Here is a 19,382-nt window from a genome sequence, read left to right as displayed (position 1 = left end):
ATCGGACAAGCTGCCGATTTCAACGCCGAACGTGCAGCGTACGCCGCTTTATAAAGAAGACCAGCCTGATTCCAATAATAGCCAAGCTACGAACATACGCGCTATAATTAGGCTGTGAAAAGAGGTGGACCGATGATCTTAAAAGGACTTAACATACATATCTATCCCAATAAAAAGCAGAAGTTGCTCATCCAATGTAACTTTGGCTACAACCGTTTTGTTTGGAATCAAATGCTCCATGTAGTTCACGTTTAGTCTAATGTTTGCTAGAATGTGCCATAGGTAATTGAAAGGAGCAAGCGAAATGACGGAACAAAAAAGGCCGGCGCATTACGGCCCGGACAAACGATATTATACATGGAATACCTATTTGAGGCATGAATTCGGAAGTAAGGTCTTCAAAGTACCCCTGGACGGTGGATTCGACTGTCCGAACCGCGACGGCAAGGTCGCCTGGGGCGGGTGTACCTTCTGCAGTCAAAAAGGATCAGGTGACTTCGCGGGCAACCGCAGGGATGATTTAATTACTCAATTCAATACAATCAAGCAACAAATGAAAACGAAGTGGCCGCACGCTGATAAATATATCGGCTATTTTCAAGCGTTTACAAATACATACGCCCCGGTTGATGTTCTCCGCGAGAGTTATGAAGTAATTTTGGAACAAGAAGGCGTTGTCGGGCTTTCGATTGCTACACGCCCGGACTGCTTGCCGGATGACGTCGTCGACTATCTTGCCGAATTAAACAAGCGTACATTCCTATGGCTTGAGCTTGGTCTGCAAACCGTGCATGACGAGACTGGCCGCCTCATTAACCGTGCACATGATTATGACTGTTTTATTGAAGGTGTTGAGAAACTTCGCAAGCACGCTATTCCGGTATGCGTTCATATTATCGACGGATTGCCGCTCGAAACCCCGGAAATGATGCTTGAAACAGCGAAAGCAGTTGCCAAGCTTGACGTTCAAGGCATTAAAATACATTTGCTCCATCTGTTGAAAAAAACAGCGATGGTGAAGCAGTACGAGAAAGGCATGTTACAATTTCTTGATTTTAAAACCTATGTAAATCTTGTTTGCGACCAACTCGAAATTTTGCCCTCTGAAATGATCATTCACCGACTAACAGGTGATGGCCCCGCGGACCTGATGATTGGTCCGATGTGGAGCTTGAATAAATGGGAAGTGCTGGATGCGATTGACGATGAATTAACAAGGCGCAACAGTTGGCAAGGAAAATATGCCGAAACAACCATTCATCCGACAACGCGCACTTAAATGCTCTGCCTGATTCTGCGATAGAGCCAGCCGTTGACAAAGAAAAACAAGGCGCTGCCTCCTGATCGGCACATCAATCGTCGCGCCAGCACACGAACGTTGCGCTGTTTGGCTACTTTTCGGTCAGCAAGATAGATCCCAAGCAAGCCGCGATTAATCATCTTATGGAAGTTTTTATCCGGCATATTTTCAATTGCCTTATCCGCCTCTTCGATAAAATGCTTAAAGCGATGAATCATTTCTTCATCGCTGCTATAGTAGGAGCAGAAATTCAGATCTCCTTCAATGCGGTCCTCTTCTTGGTCAACAAAATAGTCCATCATAATGTGCAGCCCCTGCACCCAGGGAAAGTAGCTGTCCTTAATTCGATCGACAAGCTGCGCCATCTCAGAGCCGCGCGAAGCAGCATAGGAGACGATGCAAAAGATTCCTAGTGTCGAACCGGAACAAGCAGCGAACTCATACCAGCTCATCTCAGGGAGGTGAGCTTTATTTTTTTTGAAAAAAGCGATGAGTCTCGGCACACGCTGGTCTTTTTTCACATGCTTATGCACCTGCAGATCACAGTAGAATCCTGCCAGCTCAAGGAGCGCAGGTTGAATGACTGGGAATGCCGGCAAACCGTTCAGCGTTTGCTGACATGTATCTACGAGCGCTTGCAGATAGCCTCCATCATTGCAAACGCCTCGGTAGCGATAGTAATCCTCCGGTGCTGCTCCCGGGGTCAGCGCATGCAGCATCGACTGATGCAAACAGCGAAAATCTTCCGGATCAAGAGATATGCTTCGATCGCACAGGTTGTCCAGATAATCACTAATTGTTTGATAGGCAACAATGAACGCAATAATTTCCTTCCTATGTCCTTCGGCTAAAAGGCTGTAAATGGAACCGCCCTCGCAATGAAATGTCTTTGATTCAATGCTCGCAAGCGCCTGCTTGCGCAACTCGGCATCAGGAATCGCAAGCGCCTTATCCTTCCATTTTTCTAGATTATGATGCACATCAGGAAGCACTTTCCTGTATATTTGCGCCATAAGTTTAATCGGTCTCGATGGTACCGTCATCAACACGCCTCCAGTTAAATCCGCCCAGAATATCCGAGAGCGAACATCTCACTATCACCTATTATAGCAAACGATCAGTCTGCTTATGCGAACTTATCTATAAGAAAAACCGGGCAAAGAGCGCCCGGTTTTTACTTCCGCCTGATGCGGTGGCTTTCGCGTTTCTTGCAGGACATGCGTCATTAGCGAAGGTTCCTTACATACGAACGTTCCTTTGCTCCAAATACCGTTTTGAATCATCAACCTTGTGCGTGAACAGACATTTCTATTTCACAAATCATTTTTATCCTTAATTAAGTAACGCGGCCGGAGTAAAATAAGCGGAGATTTTCCGCTTATTTGCATCATGGCGCTTGTTTCACAGGCACATAAGGGTAATTTTTCCGCTTATGCACAGAAAAACCCTCCATTTTCACGTTTTTCGATGCGATAAGCGGAATTTTTCCGTCTATTTAAGCTATTTTTTCGTTCATTTTCAAAATAAGCGGAATTTTTCCGTTTATTTCTCAGATTGGGCGCTAACCTGATCGCCCAACCGAATCTTGTGACTTTATCGTCGTACCGGCAAGGCAAAACGCTATACTTTCTTACCAGTGTTGGAAAAACCGGGCAAAGAGCGCCGGTCCTTTATCACTAGCCATGTGTCATGGGTTCGTGTCTTTTCGGTACTGAATCGGCGCTTCGGTTGCTCGCTTGCCGCGGGCAGTCCAGGAGCCTCCTCAGACAGGCTGTAATCTGCGGGGTCTCCTTTGGCCTGCGCTCCCGCAGGCGTCTCCCACCTCCGCTTTGATTCTCGGCCAAGACACTGGTTTATTAGTTTAAATACGGGGCAAAAATCATAAACTTTCTTACCAGTGTTAGAAAACTTGGCTTCGCCAAGCCTTCTGGCGCGGTCGCCGTCGCGACGACCATGGACGGCCTGGTGTTCGGTGGTGAGCCGCAGGACGTACTTTCACAGGATGTGATGGCTTTCGCGTTGCATATAGGACGTATGCGTGCTTAGCGAAAGGTTCCTTATTGCCCGACATTTACACTCGTTTCCTTGAATCATTTATTTTTTATACTTTCCTATCAGTGTGAAAAAAATCGCTTATCCACACCCGAAGGCATGGAAAGCGATTTTTCGCGCAAGAAGTTAATGGGTTTCAGACTCAGAGTGTATTTGCTGTTTCAATAAATCCACTTTATCGGTCTTCTCCCATGGGAGTTCGATATCGGTTCGGCCAAAATGTCCGTAAGCCGCCGTCTGTCGATAGATCGGCCTGCGTAAATCAAGCATTTCAATAATACCTGCCGGCCGAAGATCAAAATTATGGCGAATCAACTGAACAAGCTGTTCCTCAGTTGCTTTCCCGGTGCCAAAGGTATCCACGGAAATGGATACCGGTTCAGCGACACCGATGGCGTAGGCTAATTGAATTTCACACTTTTCAGCCAATCCCGCTGCGACAATATTCTTCGCGACATATCGTGCTGCATAAGAAGCCGAGCGGTCAACTTTCGTCGCGTCTTTTCCTGAAAAAGCGCCGCCGCCATGACGCGCGTATCCGCCGTAGGTATCAACGATAATCTTTCTTCCGGTCAGACCGGCATCTCCTTGCGGTCCGCCAATAACAAAGCGCCCGGTAGGGTTGATGAAAAATTTGGTTTTTTCATCAATTAAGTTCGACGGAACTGTCGGCCGAATTACAAACTCATGAATATCTTTCTTGATTTGTTCTTCGGTCGCTTCCGGATCATGCTGTGTGGAAATGACAATTGTGTCAATGCGTTCCGGATGACCTTGTTCGTCGTATTCAACCGTTACCTGAGTCTTTCCATCGGGACGGAGATAACCGATCGTCTTGTTTTTGCGAACGTCAGCCAGCCTTTTTGCAAGCTTATGCGCGAGTGAAACAGGGAGCGGCATCAGCTCCGGTGTTTCATTGACTGCGAAACCAAACATCAATCCTTGATCTCCGGCACCAATTGCTTCAATCTCATCATCAGACATTGTGCCCTCACGCGCCTCAAGCGCCTTGTCAACGCCCTGTGCAATGTCTGCCGATTGTTCTTCAATAGACGTTAAAATTGCACAGTTAGAGGCATCAAAGCCGTATTTCGCATTGTTATAGCCAATCTCCTGAATCGTACGGCGAACTACTTTCGGTATATCCACATAGGTGGAAGTCGAAATTTCACCTGTTACAAGGACAAGTCCAGTATTAACCACTGTTTCACAAGCAACCCTTGCATTTGGATCCCCCTTAAGGAGTTCATCAAGAATTGCATCTGAAATCTGGTCGCAAATCTTATCCGGATGGCCTTCAGTTACCGATTCGGAAGTGAACAAGCGTCTTGAATACTTCTTCGTCATTTTTCTTCACCCTGCCTTTCAAACATTATATACAAAATGGTGTCAACGGTACTCGATCCCTCTGCTTTTGTTTTCAAGGCATGAAAAAAGCCCACTCCAATTAAGGATAGGCCGATTCTTATCGCGCGCCTCTTATTATCAGAAGAAAGACGAAACAATCTCTTTTCTCTGCAGGTTAGCACCGTGCCGTTATTCGGCCGGTTGCCGGGCTTCATCGGGCCTGTCCCTCTGCCTACTCGGAATAAGAGCAGCCGTATGTAAATCCCATCATAACGCAGGGGATTAAAACTGTCAACGAATTCCTCGCGACTGTCACAGGCAAACATTGCAGAATAGTATAGATTGAAAAAACTAAGATTCCCAGAAATTCTGATTTCAGTATCCATTGCATAGTGAACACCCTACTGTTAATCTATTATAGTCTGTTCAAAAAGGAGGACAAAAAGAGCCGAGGTCAGGCAAATCGCCACGTCCTGTGGCATGCCTGACACTAGCTCGTCCTGAGCGTCGAAGATCAAGGAAGCGCAGTTTCGAGCTACCCGCGCGTACTTTCACAGGACGTGATGACTTCAACGTTGTGCACAAGGACGTGCACGGTATTAGTTGAAGTTCCCCTGTTGATACGTGAGGAGCGGAGAAACAAGCTGACGCAGAACTTCCGCAGGATGCGGTGACTTCTGCGTTTTGCACAGGACGTGCATGCTGTTAGCAGAAGATCCACATTGCCTTTTTCCCGGACTTTTTGAACGCCCTCTATTAGTAGGTAATATTATTCCTAATGCGTTATACTATAAATAGTAAATGAATTTTTTCTAATTAGACAACTTGGCTTCGTCAAGCCCTCTGGCGAATGCGAAGTTTTAGCTGCTTCTATACTCCTCTGAAGTTTAAAGATTCTTAACGTACACAGAAAGGAATGATTCCATGTACCATGCGTCTCTTGAAACACCCATCTCTGAATTGCTGCATACCGGAAACTCGTTCATTAATTTATCCGTTCCTGAACTTATTGAACATGCACTGAAGAAAAATGAAGGCGTTTTAACTAATAACGGAGCTCTTGCTGTTACAACTGGAAAATATACAGGGAGATCGCCTAAAGACAGATTTTTCGTTAAGGATGAAGTGACAAGCGAATTGGTTGACTGGAACAGGAATCAGCAGATGAACGAAAGCGTTTTCCTTGGCGTTTATCAGAAAATTGTTCATTACCTAACAGGGCAAAAAGACAAATATGTGTTTCGCGGCTTCGCAGGTGCAGACCCGGAGCATCGCCTCGCCATTCAGATTGTTAATGAATATGCTTGGCAGAACCTGTTCTGCCGGCAGCTGTTTATTGAGCCGACCAACTCGGAGTTGGAACATCATCACGCTGCGTTCACTGTCCTTGCCGCTCCAGGATTCAAAGCAGATCCACTTGTTGACGGCACACGCTCCGAAGCGTTTATCATCATATCCATGAAGTACAGGATCATTTTAATCGGCGGCACTGAGTACGGAGGAGAAATTAAAAAATCCATTTTCACTGTTATTAATTATTTATTGCCTCAAAAAGGGATCATGTCGATGCATTGTTCAGCAAATCAAGGATCAGACGGACGTGTCGCTTTATTTTTCGGATTGTCAGGAACAGGAAAGACAACTCTCTCCAATTCACCGGATCGATCGTTAATTGGCGACGATGAGCATGGATGGTCGACAGATGGTGTGTTCAATATTGAAGGCGGATGCTATGCCAAAGCCATCCGATTGTCGCGTGAAAAAGAACCACAAATCTATGACAGTATTCAATTCGGCACCATTCTTGAGAATGTTGTCATCTCCCAGGAAAATCGCAAACCTGACTATGATAATGCTGACTTGACAGAAAACACACGTGCCGCGTATTCGCTGAATACTGTTGCCAATGCCTTGCTTCCAAGTATTGGCGGCCATCCGAGCACAATTATTTTTCTGACAGCAGATGCTTTTGGTGTACTTCCGCCAATCAGCATACTTTCTCCGGAGCAAGCGATGTACCAATTTCTTTCAGGCTATACGAGTAAATTAGCCGGTACAGAACGCGGCGTTGTTGATCCCGAAACGACCTTCTCAACCTGTTTCGGCGCTCCATTCATGCCGCTTCCGGCAATAAAGTATGCCGAACTCCTTGGAACGTTAATCAAGCAAAATAATGTAACCGTTTACCTTGTAAATACCGGTTGGAGCGGCGGTCCGCATGGGATTGGCAAACGTATTGATCTTTCGTACACAAGACAGATAATTGACGCCGCCTTAAATAGCAAACTAAGTGATCAAGACATCTATAAAGATCCCATTTTCGGTTTGCATATTCCGCGATCATGTCCAGGTGTTCCCGATCATGTGCTGATGCCTTGGGAAACGTGGTCGGATCATTCAGCATATACTCAAGCTGCCAAACAGCTCGCTCAGCAGTTCCAAGTGAATTTCAAGAAATTTTCGGATGTTCCGGAACAGATTCGCAGCGCCGGACCGATCTATTCTTGATCACCATTTCAACTGCTTGCGATTTCAAGTCTTTAGTTGTATAAAAAAGACATCCTTCAAATTGTTTGAGGAATGTCTTTTTTAATTCAGACTTGTAATTCGGTCACCGGCGTCCATTTTCTTTGCCGAATGGCTTTCATTGATAAAGCGAGCACTTGATCCTTCATCAAGAAGCTATACTGCTTCCGCTCTTTAATTGACTCAGGAATATAACTGATAAACCTTGGGCCATCTGTCTCCATATAATCCTGTTTCAAGGTTACTTGGTCAACGCTGGCAAAGTAAATATTCTTTACCATTTGCTCGTTTTGGCCATCGACTTGGTATTGACCTATAAAATATAACCGGTCAACATGGGCGCCTGTTTCTTCAAATACTTCTCTTCTGGCCGCTTCTGTCGGCTGTTCGCCGGGCTCCACTTTTCCACCGGGAAATTCAAGGCCGCGTCTTGAATGCATCGTAAGCAGCCATTGACGGTGGAATTTGCAAAGGACCCAAACATGCTTTGGGTTCTCCGAAAAGGGAGTTGACGAAAGCGCAAGCGTTACTTTATTTCCATAAAAGTCAGAGAACGTTAGATAGTCGTTCATCCGATCTTCACCTCCGCATCACCATCCGCATTGAGCGGACTTCTAATCTATTTTATCAAAAATAAGCCCACATACCTGCCCTTATTGTTTTTTCAGCCAATATCTTCATTGCGTCTTTTCTGATAGATCTTCCATTCATTTTCGAGTTCGGAGAGTGTCCATTCATCCAATTGATCAGACTCCTTCATCTCAACATTTTGTCTTAATGCCTGAATCAGATATTTTTTCCGGTTCTCGACGGCTCTTCTCAATAAGTTAACATGCTTCATGAATGAACAGGATCACGTTCAAGTAAACGGTTACATAATTTTCCTTGACCAGCAATCCCTTCCCCCTTCCCGCGGCTTATAAAACGTAACCACGCTCATATTCTTCCAAAAGTAACTACACGAAACGATTCAACTAAGAATCATTATGCGCACACGCCATGTTTTTAAACACTATTATACAATAAAAGCGTTTTCAATAGTTCGTTATTGAGAATATATGCGACTAAGGTATCGTCAACAATCTTTTTTTACAAATAATGTTTAGGTTTTGGAAAAGATGGCAATAGTACTAATAACCCTAACCCCAATTCACTTTTTAATTACGATCCGCATTAAATTGCGGATTTTTTTTGTGCGAAAAAAAAAGCGCTCAGCGCGCTTATGCTTTGCTCATTCGGCTTTTTCGTATTTTTTTCTGAAAAGCCTTTTTCTCTTCCTTTGTCATCTTCTTGTATGCTTTAATAAATTTTTCGTACTGCGGCATAACCTCTGCCATTGAACCATAGTGTTCGACATGCCCATATTGAATCCAGAGCGCTTTCTCACAAAACTTCTTCATCTGACTGATGGAATGGCTGATAAAGAAAATCGTCTTGCCCTTTTCCTTAAATTCATTCATTTTTTCCAAACATTTATCGGCAAACGTTTGGTCGCCAACCGATAGCGCTTCATCAATCACCAAAATATCCGGATCGATATGAATAGAGATGGCGAATCCAAGACGAGAGCGCATACCGCTCGAATAGGTCTTCACCGGCTGATCAATAAAATCACCAATATCGGCAAATTCAATAATCAACGGTGTTAATTCTACAATCTGCTTTTTATCGAATCCGAGCATTAAACATTTCAATTCAATGTTCTCTCTCCCGGTCAGCTCTTTCTTCAATCCCGATTGAATCGCGATCAGTGCCGCTTCGCCATGAATTTCGACCGTTCCTGATGTTGGCGGAATAATTCCGGCAATGATGTTGGACAGCGTCGATTTTCCTGAGCCGTTCACACCGATGATGCCGATGACGTCGCCTTTATTCGCCTCAAAACTAATATCATTCAGCGCGTAAAAGGATTTTCCATAGCCTTTTGGCGAAATCAAATCCAAAATTTTTTCAGAATTTTTTGCGTACATTTTATATTTTTTTGAAACATTTTTTACTATTACAGACTTTTCCATAAATGGAGATCTCCTTACAAATAATCTACGAAATGATCTCTGAACTTCAGATGCACAAACGAACCAAATAGGAGCATAACGAGAACAAAGCCCCAAAAGTACAGCGTATAGCCAATGTGATCAATCCCGTACCAGGATGCTCCGAGCAGTGTCGAACGGTAGCCTTGTACTAGATAATACATGGGATTGAGCAATAAAATTTTCTGGACAAAATCCGGCAAGCCCGCATCTGCAAGACGCGCAGGTTCCCATAAGAAAGGAGTCAGATAAAACATCATGCGCATAAGCGAAATCAGGACTTGATGCACATCGCGAACGATCGTTGAGAATGTGGACGTGATCAGTGATACGGAAAACAGAAATGCCAGCGCAGCAAACATAAAATAAGGAAGCTGAATCATATAGATACTGATTTTGAACTCTGTGAATTGCAGAATCACAATAACAATTCCTGTAATCATTAAATGCTGATAAAATTTTTCAAGAATCACATAGCTTGGGATCGCGCTCATTGGAAAATTCATTTTTGCAATAAAGCGAATGCGTGAGTAAATCGATTTCGATCCCTGAATAATTGACGGCTGCACAAAAAACCAAACAATAATTCCCGAGATTAACCAAGTTATGTAAGGTACCTCGACGCCGTTATCAACCGGAATGTCATTGCTTCTGCCTAGAATTTTACCAAAAACCAGCCAATAAATTGCGATCTGAATCAACGGATTAATGACTACCCATGCCATGCCCAGATAATTGTTCGTATTCTCGCTTTTCAGCTCATAAAGGGACAAGCGCCTGATTAGGTACAGGCTTTTGAATTGTTCCCGAATTACTTTCCATGCCGATTTCATATCAATTTCCTTCCACTAATCATCAAGTATGCAGTACTCCAATCCATACTTTAACACAGCTCTTTTAAAAAAGAAAACGACAGTTTTTGAGAAAGGCACAACCCATCCTCTTGAAAGATTGGAATAATACGATCATTCTCGGGAAAACTAATACTAAATGTGAATGACGAACGACAAAGGAAGGTTCTTATGTATACGCTGCTCTATACGTCCTACTTTGGTCTGCTTTTCATTTTCTTACTTTTTGTCGGTTTTCGTATTTCGATGGGTGAGATGATCTTGATTTATCTGTTGATCTGCTTTCCTTGCATCATGCCTTTTGTGGTCCTTTTATTAGATCAGCCGTATGATGAACGCAAAAAAGCAGAGAAAATGGAACGGGATGCAAATTAACATGAAACGAGGGGTTATTCGTGTTTTGGAAAAACAGTAAAAAAAAGAATGACCAAGGTCCGGCACAGCCCTCAAAAAGCATAGCTGATCTACTGGTTCAGCTCGAAACCAATCCTGATTTCAATCATTTCTGTCATAAAAGCAAAACGCTTACCTGTTGGATTTCATACATTAACACAGTGGTGGATTTAGAGTACATCCACAGAGACTTGTTGCCGGCGCTTTATTCCGAACGCGTGCAGTGTATGAAAGACATTGCTCAGGTCGTTCCCATTGATAAATTAATCGAGACAAGGGATTTATCCGTCATTCAGACAAGTCTGCTTGACGGTTATTTCATGATTCAGCCGTCGAAGCGTTCGCAACACGTCTATCTTATTCCCTGCCCAAAAAAACAAGCGCGACAAGTCGCAGATACGGAAGTCGAAACCAGCATTGTCGGTGCGCACGACAGCTTTGTAGAATCGCTGGAAACTAATATCAACCTGGTACGATCGCGCATTCCGATTCCCCAATTTAAAGTTGAGGAACAGCGCATTGGCAAACTGTCGCGAACGCGAATCTCCATTCTCTATATTGAAGGACTCGCGAATAAGGCTAATCTGAATACGACTAGGCAAAGAATCACCGATTTGGAAACGGTCAGCGTAATCAATGCCAACATGCTTGCTTTAATGATTGGCGACAATAGTCAGTCTTTTTTTCCTCAATTTTTCGATACTGAACGTCCCGATCGTGTCAGCGGTGCCCTTTACGAGGGAAAAATTGCCGTGCTCGTGGATGGGTCTCCGAGTGCGCTGATTCTTCCAAGCACAGTTGTTGAGTTTTTTGCAACCATCGATGACTATTCCTTGACGTGGCCGGTCGCATCCTTATATCGGCTGCTGCGCTTGTTTGCCGTTGCCTTTTCCGTCATTTCTTCATCGCTGTACGTTGCGGCACTGACCTACCACTATCAATTAGTACCCAAAGATTTGCTGGCAACATTGATCGTTTCGCGCAGTTCCGTTCCTTACGATCCGATCATTGAAGTGCTGCTGCTTGAAGTCATGATTGAGCTGCTTCGCGAGGCAGGCGTGCGCCTGCCGACAAAGGTTGGCCAGACCATCGGTATCGTAGGCGGTATTGTCATCGGTACCGCTTCCGTTCAAGCCGGTGTAACAAGTAATATTCTGCTAATTATTATCGCGATGTCGGCACTGGCTGCCTTTATCACACCGAACTATCGGATGGCAACAACGATTCGTCTCATGCGCTTTCCATTTATTTTGGCTGCGCAGATGTTCGGTTTGATCGGTGTCGGCCTTTGCTTTATGTTTTTCGTCTGCCACTTGTTAAAACTGACCTCGCTTGGCCGACCGTTTATTGAACCCATCTACCCAATGCGCGTTACAGACTTGAAGGACAGTTTCATCCGTTTGCCAAGCAACATGCAAGGACAACGTCCGCTATTTCTGCGCACCGCTGATAAAAACCGTGTGAATCTGCATCGCACAATGCAGAAGAAAGGCAAAGCGAAGCCGGATATTGATGAATAATTACCTTTCTCTAAATGGAGGGTCTGACGCTCTATGAATGATAAGATAAAACCTGCACATCAAGTTGGTCCTGTTTCTGCCTTTTTTATTCCACAGGTCATGCAGATTGGAATCGGTTATCTCTCGTTCCAGCAAATCATAACCAAGTATAGCCAGCAAGACGCATGGCTCGCATCGCTCATCAGCGGTGCTCTTAGTCTTGGCATTCTTTGGGTTGTTCTGCGCCTTCTGGAGAATGAACGTCAATTCGGTATGCCCGACCTTTTTTCGATCCATACCCGTATTTTCGGAAGACGTATCGGAACCATACTGAATCTCTTCACCGTTACGCATGTGCTCCTCTTCGCCATTATGAGTTTACGTAGTTACATTGAAATTGTACATGTATGGGTGTTTCCGCAAATGTCAATGTTTCTGTTTTCGCTTATCTTTTGTCTCATTGCCTGGTATATTGTCAGCGGTGGCATGCGAACGATCGCCGGCGTCTGTCTGCTCAGCTTCATCTATTTGGTGCCGCTGAGTATCCTGACTCTCTTTATTGTCCCTCATGCTCAGTTCGAAAATTTGCTGCCCCTTGTTGACCACTCGCCGGCAGCACTGCTGAAGTCTTGTTATGAACTCACGCATGTGTATTTGGGGTTTGAATTGCTGCTTTATGTCTATCCGTTTATCAGTAATCCGCGCGAAGCACGTAAATGGGCGTTTCGCAGTGCACTGACAACCGTTTATTTTTATACAACAACGCTCATTCTTGCGATTGCTTATTTCAGTCAAGGCGAGCTGCAGAACACCATTTGGCCGACGGTCGCTTATTGGAAAAGTGTCCGCTTTCCTCTTGTTGAACACATCGATATCATTGCGATTGTTCTTTTGCTGTGGGCCACCATCCCTAAAGTCTGCTTATGCAGTTGGATTATCGCTCGAGCTGTAAAATTCACAGTACCAAAGATTAAAATGAAATATTCGCTGATCGTTATTCTCGCTTTGATGATTGCAGGGACAACGATGATCCATAGCGGACTCCAAGTAAAGCGATTAAACGATGTGTATGCAACGTACGGTGTGCTGATTATCTATATCTATCTTCCAATCCTCTTGTTTTGTCAGTGGATTAAGAAAAAACGTGGAAGGAGCGCTGCGTCATGAAACAAAAGGCAGTCCTTATCGCGCCCTTGATTGCTATACTCTTTCTGTCCGGGTGTTTGCCAACCAGCATCATCGACGATGTTCTGCTTGTTGAAGCAGAGGGGGTTGACTATCTTGGGAATGAGAAAGTGATGGGAACCATTACCATGCCGAACTATGTTGAAAATCCAAACCCTGGAAGCGCCGGCGCCGGCCTGCCGACGACCGCATCGATGCTGCGTCATCTTAGCGGAGTGACCTACGACGGCAAATCGCTTGTCGACCGTTTTCAACAATCCGGACAAATGCCCATTCGCGTTGGCAAAATACGGCTTATGCTGTTTAACACGGCCATGGCAAAAAAAGGTTTGTACAAACAAATTGATTTAAGAAATCGCGATCCTGACTCACCACGCGATATGAATTTTGCGGTTGTAGAAGGCAGCTGCCGGAAATTACTGACGTCTGCGGACTATCAAACACAAATTCCGGTTGCCCGTTATATTCAAGATATGATTGAGCAAAACACGGAGCAAAATTATCCGGAAAGTACAATGGAGTCCTTCATGTACGCCTATTATGGCGACTATATGGACCCGTTTCTTCCTATAATTCGTAAGCAAGGTGACCATATTGCCATGCACGGACTCGCTTTATTTAAGAATGACAAATATGTTATGCGCCTTAGCGAGAATAGAGTGTTCACGTTTAAAATGCTCTTTCAAAAATTTAACCAAGGCGTCTATGACTATGAATTTGCCCCGAACAAACACATTGCTTTTAAAAACGTTCATACTGATGTGAACTATAAAGTTAAAAACGGAAACAGCGCTGCGCCCGACATCTACGCATCGGTGAACGTCAGCGCGCAAGTGAGACAGGCTTATCCGAAAAGTCTCAGCAAAGCAAGCAGTCCGGTCATGGAGAAAAAGTTAAACAGGCATATGGCCAAACAGTCGGCTCAACTCGTTCGCCGTTTTCAAAGGAAGGGAATCGATCCGCTTCAATTGGGGCAGCATGTGCGCAGCTACACACGCAATTTCGATGGAAAGTCATGGCCGGAACGCTACGCAAATGCCCGTTTCCACTGCAAAGTCGACGTAACAATTAAACAGACGGGGATTTCGGAGTAATACTCAGTTGCGCCATTCGAGCATAAAATTTGATAAATTTCAGAAAAAATCATATAATAGTAAGATTAACAGGAAAGGGGATTTTTAATCAATGGGATTTAATCGAGGCCCGCAAGAACCGGTTCCTGAAGCAGAAACAGCAATCTGGAAATGTACGAACGACTCATGCTCGGGGTGGATGCGCGATGCGTTCTCCTTCGAGGAGACACCAAAATGTCCGCTTTGCCATTCGGAAATGAAAAAAGAAACAAAAATGCTGCCGGTCATTGATTGACCACAAGTTCTTACATCAAATGATTAAACTTAGATCCGCTTAATAGAGCAGGACGATTTTTCTGACATGCTTCAGAAAAGTCGTCCTGTGTTTCTTTTTTCATGAGTGCATTCTATCGCATGAAAAAGCAGAAAATAACATGAATACCGATAAATTCAACCGAAAATGATTTGGATAAGTTTTCAAAAGTCAGAACTATACATAGTTTGGTATTAGGAGAAACAAGTAGGTGTCATCGGATAAAATCAACTCAGAATCTCCATTTTTTGGTGTATTACGTTACAATAACAGATAGGACAGAAGGTGATGTTGTGAAACTGTCGAAAATGAAACGAAAATATGCGGACAGGCGCGGCTGGCGACGAATCATCTCAAGTCGCATACGCAAAAAACAGTTTATGTGGCCTTCTTTTCATGGTGAGGCTGTTCTGATTCAATTTAACGAAATCAAAGCGCCGTTGTCTGTTGTTTACGGTGGGGTGCGTACAAAAACAGTCGATCAGAACTATACGTGGCTGCAGCTTTTCCCTGCACATACACCGCAATTTGTCCTGACAGCGATGTTTAACGCAAACGGCCGACTCGTACAATGTTATTTTGATGTCATTCATCAAGTCGGGCATGATGAGCTCGGCACGCCATGGTTTGACGACCTTTATCTTGATCTTATCCTCTTCCCCAACCATCGACTCTATCTCGTGGATGAAGATGAATTAACGGAAGCGTTGGATAATGGAATCATCACTGCAGAAATGTATGAGAAAGCATGGCGAACCGCGCAGGGGCTTATGCGCTCCATCAAGAAAAACCCGGAGCACTTCCTAATGTTGGTACGGGATGTGCGCGGCACTTTTTCCAATTGAATGATTGGAGGTTCTACAATGAGTATTTTGATAACCGATATGCCGGAGATTGATTTTGCGCCTTATCTAGACTATTCAACGAATGAATATGCGAAAGAAAAACAAAAGAACGGCACGTGGCCCGCGGATCGCGCATTAATGAACGCGCGCGCCGAGATAAGCCGCTTGCTGCCCCAAGGCTATGCGACACCAAACCATAAGTTTCTTTCATTAGTAGACGCCTCGGGTACAAAGGTCGGTATCTTCTGGTTGTATGTGTCCCCGGAACGAAAAGAAGCTTTCATCTATGACTTTGAAATTTTTGAAGCTTATCGTAATCATGGAATCGGGCAAATGGCGATGCAAACACTTTTCGCGTATTGCCGCGCGCTCGGAATCGTCAAGATCAGTCTGCATGTGTTTGCGACTAACGAACGCGCTTATCATGTTTATCAGAAATTAGGCTACCAGACAACGGACATTAATATGAGTAAGTTATTATAATCCTGTATGGGAAACAAGACGTTATCGCATACTAATATTCAGGGGGAATGCGATAATGTCTGAAGCGAGGAAAAAGGAATACCGATCAAATAAGGGCGCGACTGCAAGCAGCGTCACGCCTGCCGGACGCGCGAAAGATGACCCGCAGTCATCTGCTTCTAAATTGGAAGAGCGTGCAAGAAAAAACAAATAAAAACACAAACAGCCGGTGTACATCGGCTGTTTGTGTTTTATAGAGCCCATTTTATTCGTTTACTAAGGCTTCAACCAATACATCGGCGATATGCATCGCGCGCACCTCATTGCTTTTATGAGCCCTCTCGACGCCTAGCTTCATTTCCAAAAGGCAGCCGGGATTCGCGGTCACAATGATTTGGGCACATGTATCCGCCACTTTTTCCATTTTATGATCAAGGATCTGCATCGCCATTTCCGGCTGAACGATATTATAATCCCCTGCAGAACCGCAGCATGTGTCGGCACCCTCCAATTCCACAAAATGAACGCCTTCAATCGCCTTTAAGAGAATTCTCGGTTCATTGAATGTTTTCATGACATTACGTAAATGACACGAGTCTTGATAAGTGATGATTTGATCCGGCAATTGCAATCGATGTGTTTTCTGGAAATCCAGTTCGACAAGTATCCTAGAGATGTCCTTTAATTTACCGACAAAATGCTTTGCACGCTCCGACCATTCAGGCTCATCTTTCAACAGATGATCATAATCAATCAGAAAAGCGCTGCATCCTCCGGCATTTGTAATAATGTAATCTGCCTCTGCCGCTTCAAACGCTTCAATGTTTTGTTTCGCAAGCTGCTTCGATTTTTCCAGTTCACCGTTATGTCCGTGAAGCGCGCCGCAGCAAAGCTGATTCTCGGGAATCAAGACGTCGCATCCCGCTTTTCGTAACAGTTTGATTGTCGCATTATTGGTGTCAAAGAACATCGTATCCATAAGACAGCCTGCAAATAAGGCGACGGTCGCTTTCTTCTCGCCTTCATGTTCGAAAAATCGAGGACGTTGCTTCATCACGCTCCGTTTCGGAACTTCCGGAAGTACTTTTTCCATCGTTGCCATGCTCTCAGGGAAGAGATTCATAAAGCCGACTTTTCGCGCCACCTTTGAAAGGCCGCTGCGCTGGTAGAAGCCGATCAATCCGGTCACTTTCTCCATCCGATCCTGACGAGGAAACAGTTCGTCAAAAATCCCCTTACGAAGCATTTTCACACCAACCGTCTGCCTCTTATTACGTTGAAGGATAGTACGCGCGTCTTCAAGCAGATGACCATACTGCACGCCAGATGGACAAACAGGCTCGCAAGCGCGACACCCCAGGCACACATCAAGTGAGTGAGCGAGGTCGTCGTCCGGTTCGATGAGGCCGTCGGCTACACCTTTCATGAGCGCGATCCTTCCTCGCGGTGAATGCTTCTCCTGGTGACCGGTTTCAATGTAGGTCGGACATGAGGGCAGGCAGAAACCGCAGCGCATACAATTCAGCAGTTCATCATAATCCATCTCTTCTTTAAATTCCTTTTGAATAGTCTTCTTCTCTGAGGATGTCATCATTTGACCGTCACCATCCTTTGTTTCGCCTTATCCGCAAACACTTTTCCCGGATTCATAATCCCATTTGGATCAATCGCTTGCTTGATTCCCCGCATCACTTCCATGCCCGCTTTGCCGAGTTTCCACTCTAGATACGGGGCTTTGGTCACGCCGACGCCATGCTCGCCAGTCAAAGTGCCGCCTAGTTCGATTGCTTTTTCAAAAATTTCAGCAAACGCTTCTTCCACTCGATTCATTTCATCTTCATCCCTCGCGTCAGTAAGACATGTTGGGTGTAAATTTCCATCGCCTGCATGCCCGAACGTCGAAATACGCACCTGATATTTTTGAGCGACCTCAGCGATTGCGCGAACCATTGCCGCAATCTCCGAACGAGGAACCGTGGCATCTTCCAAAATGGTTGTCGGTTTCAACCGTGCGAGCGCGCTTAAAGCCGAACGACGGGCCGTTGCCAGTTCTTCTGCTTCTTCGGCGGAGGACGCGAGCCGGACGTCTACCGCCTGTTCCCCGCGACAGATTTCTGCAATTTTATGAATATCACGGTCAACAATTTCTTTTGGACCATCTTGCACAATCAGTAAGATCGCCTTAACGTTGGTCGGTAAGCCAATATGCGCAAAATCTTCCACCGCCTTGATTGTATCTTGATCAAGGAATTCCAAAGTAACCGGAATCATTTTATGGGCGATGATCGCCGAAACCGACCGTCCGGCAGCTTCAATATCCTGATAGAGCGCGAGGATCGTCTTTTGGGATTCCGGCTTTGGAATTAACTTCAGTGTTGCTTCAGTGATCACGCCCAGGGTTCCCTCCGACCCGACAAACAAGTGTGTCAGATCGTATCCTGCCACATCTTTTGTCAGTTTCCCGCCGGTACGGATCAGCTCTCCATTTGGTAATGCGACTTGAAGCGCCATAACATAATCCTTGGTGACACCGTACTTAAGTCCGCGTAACCCTCCCGAATTTTCCGCCAGATTGCCTCCAATGGTTGAAATTTTCATCGAGCTTGGATCGGGCGGATAAAACAGATCATCCTTCTCCACAAGATCACTTATCTCTTTTGTAATCGTTCCAGGCTGAACCGTAATTGTAAGATTTTCCCTATCCAATTCCAGAATTTTGTTCAGATGCTTCATGAGTAAGACAATGCCGCCTTTGAGCGGACATGTGTCAGCACATAGATTCGTGCCAGAGCCTCGCGTATAGACTGGGGTTGACGTTTCACCACACAATTTTAGGATAGCGGCAACTTCTTCAGCCGTGCGCGGTGCTACCACGATTTCCGGCAGCGCCTGAAAATTTGGAGTCGCATCATACGAATAGACAAGCCTTCCGCTCGTCGTATCATCCACATTTTCATTCCCCGCAATTTCAATTAATTGAGCCTTCAATTTATTGAGCCTTTTTTCCGAGTGTAATGGCATGATCGATCCTCCGATCTATTTTGGTAAGCGCTTTCTTAAACCTATTATAATCAACTAATAACAACTATTCTATTAAAAGAATTCATCATTTTGTCAAATTTTTATTGAAAAGGTGATTCACATTTTCGTTTTGATTTATCGAGTAGGAGGAGATAATTTCTCCGACCTCTCACACCACCGTACGTACGGGTCCGTATACGGCGGTTCAATAGCTTAAGTGTGCATGCTCGAACAGATGGACTAGATTTTTGAGTCCCACCTGTTCGAGTATTTTGTTTGTGATCGACCGATGTAAGATATGGCTACAGGCGATGCGCCAGTAGCCTTTTCGTGTATTCGCCCATTCCCATGCTTTTGGTTTTGGAACGTTAAGTTTCATGAGACTTTTATATCTCGTCTTGACTTTCTTCCAACGTTTCCAAATGATCTGGCGAATTCTTCGCCGGAGCCACTGATCAATATGCTGAATATAGCTCTTCATA

The 19,382-nt window shown here is 44.8% G+C and carries 20 protein-coding genes and 1 riboswitch; of the genes, 11 read left to right on the top strand and 9 right to left on the bottom strand.

Annotation, left to right across the window (positions count from 1 at the left end):
* Positions 1 to 132: 132 nt before the first annotated feature.
* Together BM003_RS18225 and mnmL are read left to right on the top strand one after the other, a co-directional pair.
* Positions 133 to 255 carry a helix-turn-helix domain-containing protein gene (locus tag BM003_RS18225; RefSeq protein ID WP_093671882.1) on the top strand — a complete coding sequence of 41 codons (123 nt, stop codon included), beginning with the start codon at positions 133 to 135 and terminating at the stop codon, positions 253 to 255.
* Between the two features lie 49 nt (positions 256 to 304).
* Positions 305 to 1,279, top strand: a complete 975-nt coding sequence (gene mnmL / locus BM003_RS07940; protein WP_093671881.1) for a tRNA modification radical SAM protein MnmL/YtqA — start codon at positions 305 to 307, stop codon at positions 1,277 to 1,279.
* Here the strand turns inward: mnmL and BM003_RS07935 are convergent.
* Positions 1,276 to 2,343 carry a tetraprenyl-beta-curcumene synthase family protein gene (locus tag BM003_RS07935; protein ID WP_093671880.1) on the bottom strand — a complete coding sequence of 356 codons (1,068 nt, stop codon included), beginning with the start codon at positions 2,341 to 2,343 and terminating at the stop codon, positions 1,276 to 1,278. The genes mnmL and BM003_RS07935 overlap by 4 nt on opposite strands.
* Before the next feature lie 1,135 nt (positions 2,344 to 3,478).
* Positions 3,479 to 4,699, bottom strand: coding sequence for a methionine adenosyltransferase (gene metK / locus BM003_RS07930; protein ID WP_093671879.1), 1,221 nt, complete (start codon positions 4,697 to 4,699; stop codon positions 3,479 to 3,481).
* Positions 4,700 to 4,828: 129 nt separating this feature from the next.
* A riboswitch (SAM riboswitch) is annotated at positions 4,829 to 4,947 on the bottom strand.
* A gap of 676 nt (positions 4,948 to 5,623) precedes the next feature.
* Between metK and pckA the strand changes: the two genes are divergently transcribed.
* Positions 5,624 to 7,207 (top strand): phosphoenolpyruvate carboxykinase (ATP), encoded by a 1,584-nt coding sequence (pckA, locus tag BM003_RS07925; protein ID WP_093671878.1) that lies wholly within the window; start codon positions 5,624 to 5,626, stop codon positions 7,205 to 7,207.
* 86 nt (positions 7,208 to 7,293) lie between these two features.
* Here the strand turns inward: pckA and ytkD are convergent, their stop codons facing one another.
* The 4 genes from ytkD to BM003_RS07905 form a co-directional block, all read right to left on the bottom strand.
* Positions 7,294 to 7,797: an RNA deprotection pyrophosphohydrolase gene (ytkD, locus tag BM003_RS07920; RefSeq protein ID WP_093671876.1), complete on the bottom strand. Its 504-nt coding sequence runs from the start codon at positions 7,795 to 7,797 to the stop codon at positions 7,294 to 7,296.
* 92 nt (positions 7,798 to 7,889) lie between these two features.
* Positions 7,890 to 8,048 carry a Fur-regulated basic protein FbpA gene (fbpA, locus tag BM003_RS07915; RefSeq protein ID WP_177184706.1) on the bottom strand — a complete coding sequence of 53 codons (159 nt, stop codon included), beginning with the start codon at positions 8,046 to 8,048 and terminating at the stop codon, positions 7,890 to 7,892.
* A gap of 397 nt (positions 8,049 to 8,445) precedes the next feature.
* Positions 8,446 to 9,240 (bottom strand): teichoic acids export ABC transporter ATP-binding subunit TagH, encoded by a 795-nt coding sequence (gene tagH, locus BM003_RS07910; RefSeq protein ID WP_093671872.1) that lies wholly within the window; start codon positions 9,238 to 9,240, stop codon positions 8,446 to 8,448.
* Positions 9,241 to 9,254: 14 nt separating this feature from the next.
* Positions 9,255 to 10,091, bottom strand: a complete 837-nt coding sequence (locus BM003_RS07905; RefSeq protein ID WP_093671870.1) for an ABC transporter permease — start codon at positions 10,089 to 10,091, stop codon at positions 9,255 to 9,257.
* Between the two features lie 189 nt (positions 10,092 to 10,280).
* On the opposite strand from BM003_RS07905, the gene BM003_RS07900 reads away from it, so the two are divergent.
* From BM003_RS07900 to BM003_RS17610, 8 genes are all read left to right on the top strand, one after another.
* On the top strand, positions 10,281 to 10,484 hold the full coding sequence (locus tag BM003_RS07900) for a hypothetical protein (RefSeq protein ID WP_010025004.1): 204 nt from the start codon (positions 10,281 to 10,283) through the stop codon (positions 10,482 to 10,484).
* A gap of 20 nt (positions 10,485 to 10,504) precedes the next feature.
* Positions 10,505 to 12,022 (top strand): spore germination protein, encoded by a 1,518-nt coding sequence (locus tag BM003_RS07895; RefSeq protein WP_093671868.1) that lies wholly within the window; start codon positions 10,505 to 10,507, stop codon positions 12,020 to 12,022.
* Positions 12,023 to 12,055: 33 nt separating this feature from the next.
* The gene (locus BM003_RS07890; protein ID WP_093671866.1) at positions 12,056 to 13,168 is read left to right on the top strand and encodes a GerAB/ArcD/ProY family transporter; all 1,113 of its coding nucleotides are present in this window, start codon (positions 12,056 to 12,058) and stop codon (positions 13,166 to 13,168) included.
* Complete coding sequence (locus BM003_RS07885; RefSeq protein ID WP_093671864.1) at positions 13,165 to 14,280, top strand: Ger(x)C family spore germination protein; 1,116 nt, start codon at positions 13,165 to 13,167, stop codon at positions 14,278 to 14,280. Before BM003_RS07890 ends, BM003_RS07885 begins: the two co-directional genes overlap by 4 nt.
* A 91-nt stretch (positions 14,281 to 14,371) precedes the next feature.
* Positions 14,372 to 14,554: a cold-shock protein gene (locus BM003_RS07880; protein WP_093671862.1), complete on the top strand. Its 183-nt coding sequence runs from the start codon at positions 14,372 to 14,374 to the stop codon at positions 14,552 to 14,554.
* Between the two features lie 311 nt (positions 14,555 to 14,865).
* A complete protein-coding gene (locus BM003_RS07875) occupies positions 14,866 to 15,417 on the top strand; it encodes a ribonuclease FAU-1 family protein (protein ID WP_093671860.1) in 552 nt (183 codons plus the stop codon).
* A gap of 18 nt (positions 15,418 to 15,435) precedes the next feature.
* The gene (locus BM003_RS07870; RefSeq protein WP_177184705.1) at positions 15,436 to 15,900 is read left to right on the top strand and encodes a GNAT family N-acetyltransferase; all 465 of its coding nucleotides are present in this window, start codon (positions 15,436 to 15,438) and stop codon (positions 15,898 to 15,900) included.
* Between the two features lie 55 nt (positions 15,901 to 15,955).
* Positions 15,956 to 16,093, top strand: a complete 138-nt coding sequence (locus BM003_RS17610) for a hypothetical protein (protein ID WP_177184704.1) — start codon at positions 15,956 to 15,958, stop codon at positions 16,091 to 16,093.
* Between the two features lie 51 nt (positions 16,094 to 16,144).
* Here the strand turns inward: BM003_RS17610 and BM003_RS07865 are convergent, their stop codons facing one another.
* From BM003_RS07865 to BM003_RS07855, 3 genes are all read right to left on the bottom strand, one after another.
* Positions 16,145 to 17,470 carry a (Fe-S)-binding protein gene (locus BM003_RS07865; protein WP_177184716.1) on the bottom strand — a complete coding sequence of 442 codons (1,326 nt, stop codon included), beginning with the start codon at positions 17,468 to 17,470 and terminating at the stop codon, positions 16,145 to 16,147.
* A complete protein-coding gene (glcD, locus tag BM003_RS07860; protein ID WP_093671854.1) occupies positions 17,470 to 18,900 on the bottom strand; it encodes a glycolate oxidase subunit GlcD in 1,431 nt (476 codons plus the stop codon). The genes BM003_RS07865 and glcD overlap by 1 nt, the downstream gene beginning before the upstream one ends.
* A 205-nt stretch (positions 18,901 to 19,105) precedes the next feature.
* On the bottom strand, positions 19,106 to 19,382 hold a 277-nt coding region (locus tag BM003_RS07855; protein WP_093671852.1), incomplete at its 5' end, for a group II intron maturase-specific domain-containing protein.

Source organism: Sporolactobacillus nakayamae (genome assembly GCF_900113325.1).
Taxonomy (GTDB): domain Bacteria; phylum Bacillota; class Bacilli; order Bacillales; family Sporolactobacillaceae; genus Sporolactobacillus; species Sporolactobacillus nakayamae.
This window is presented reverse-complemented; position numbering and strand designations above follow the sequence as displayed.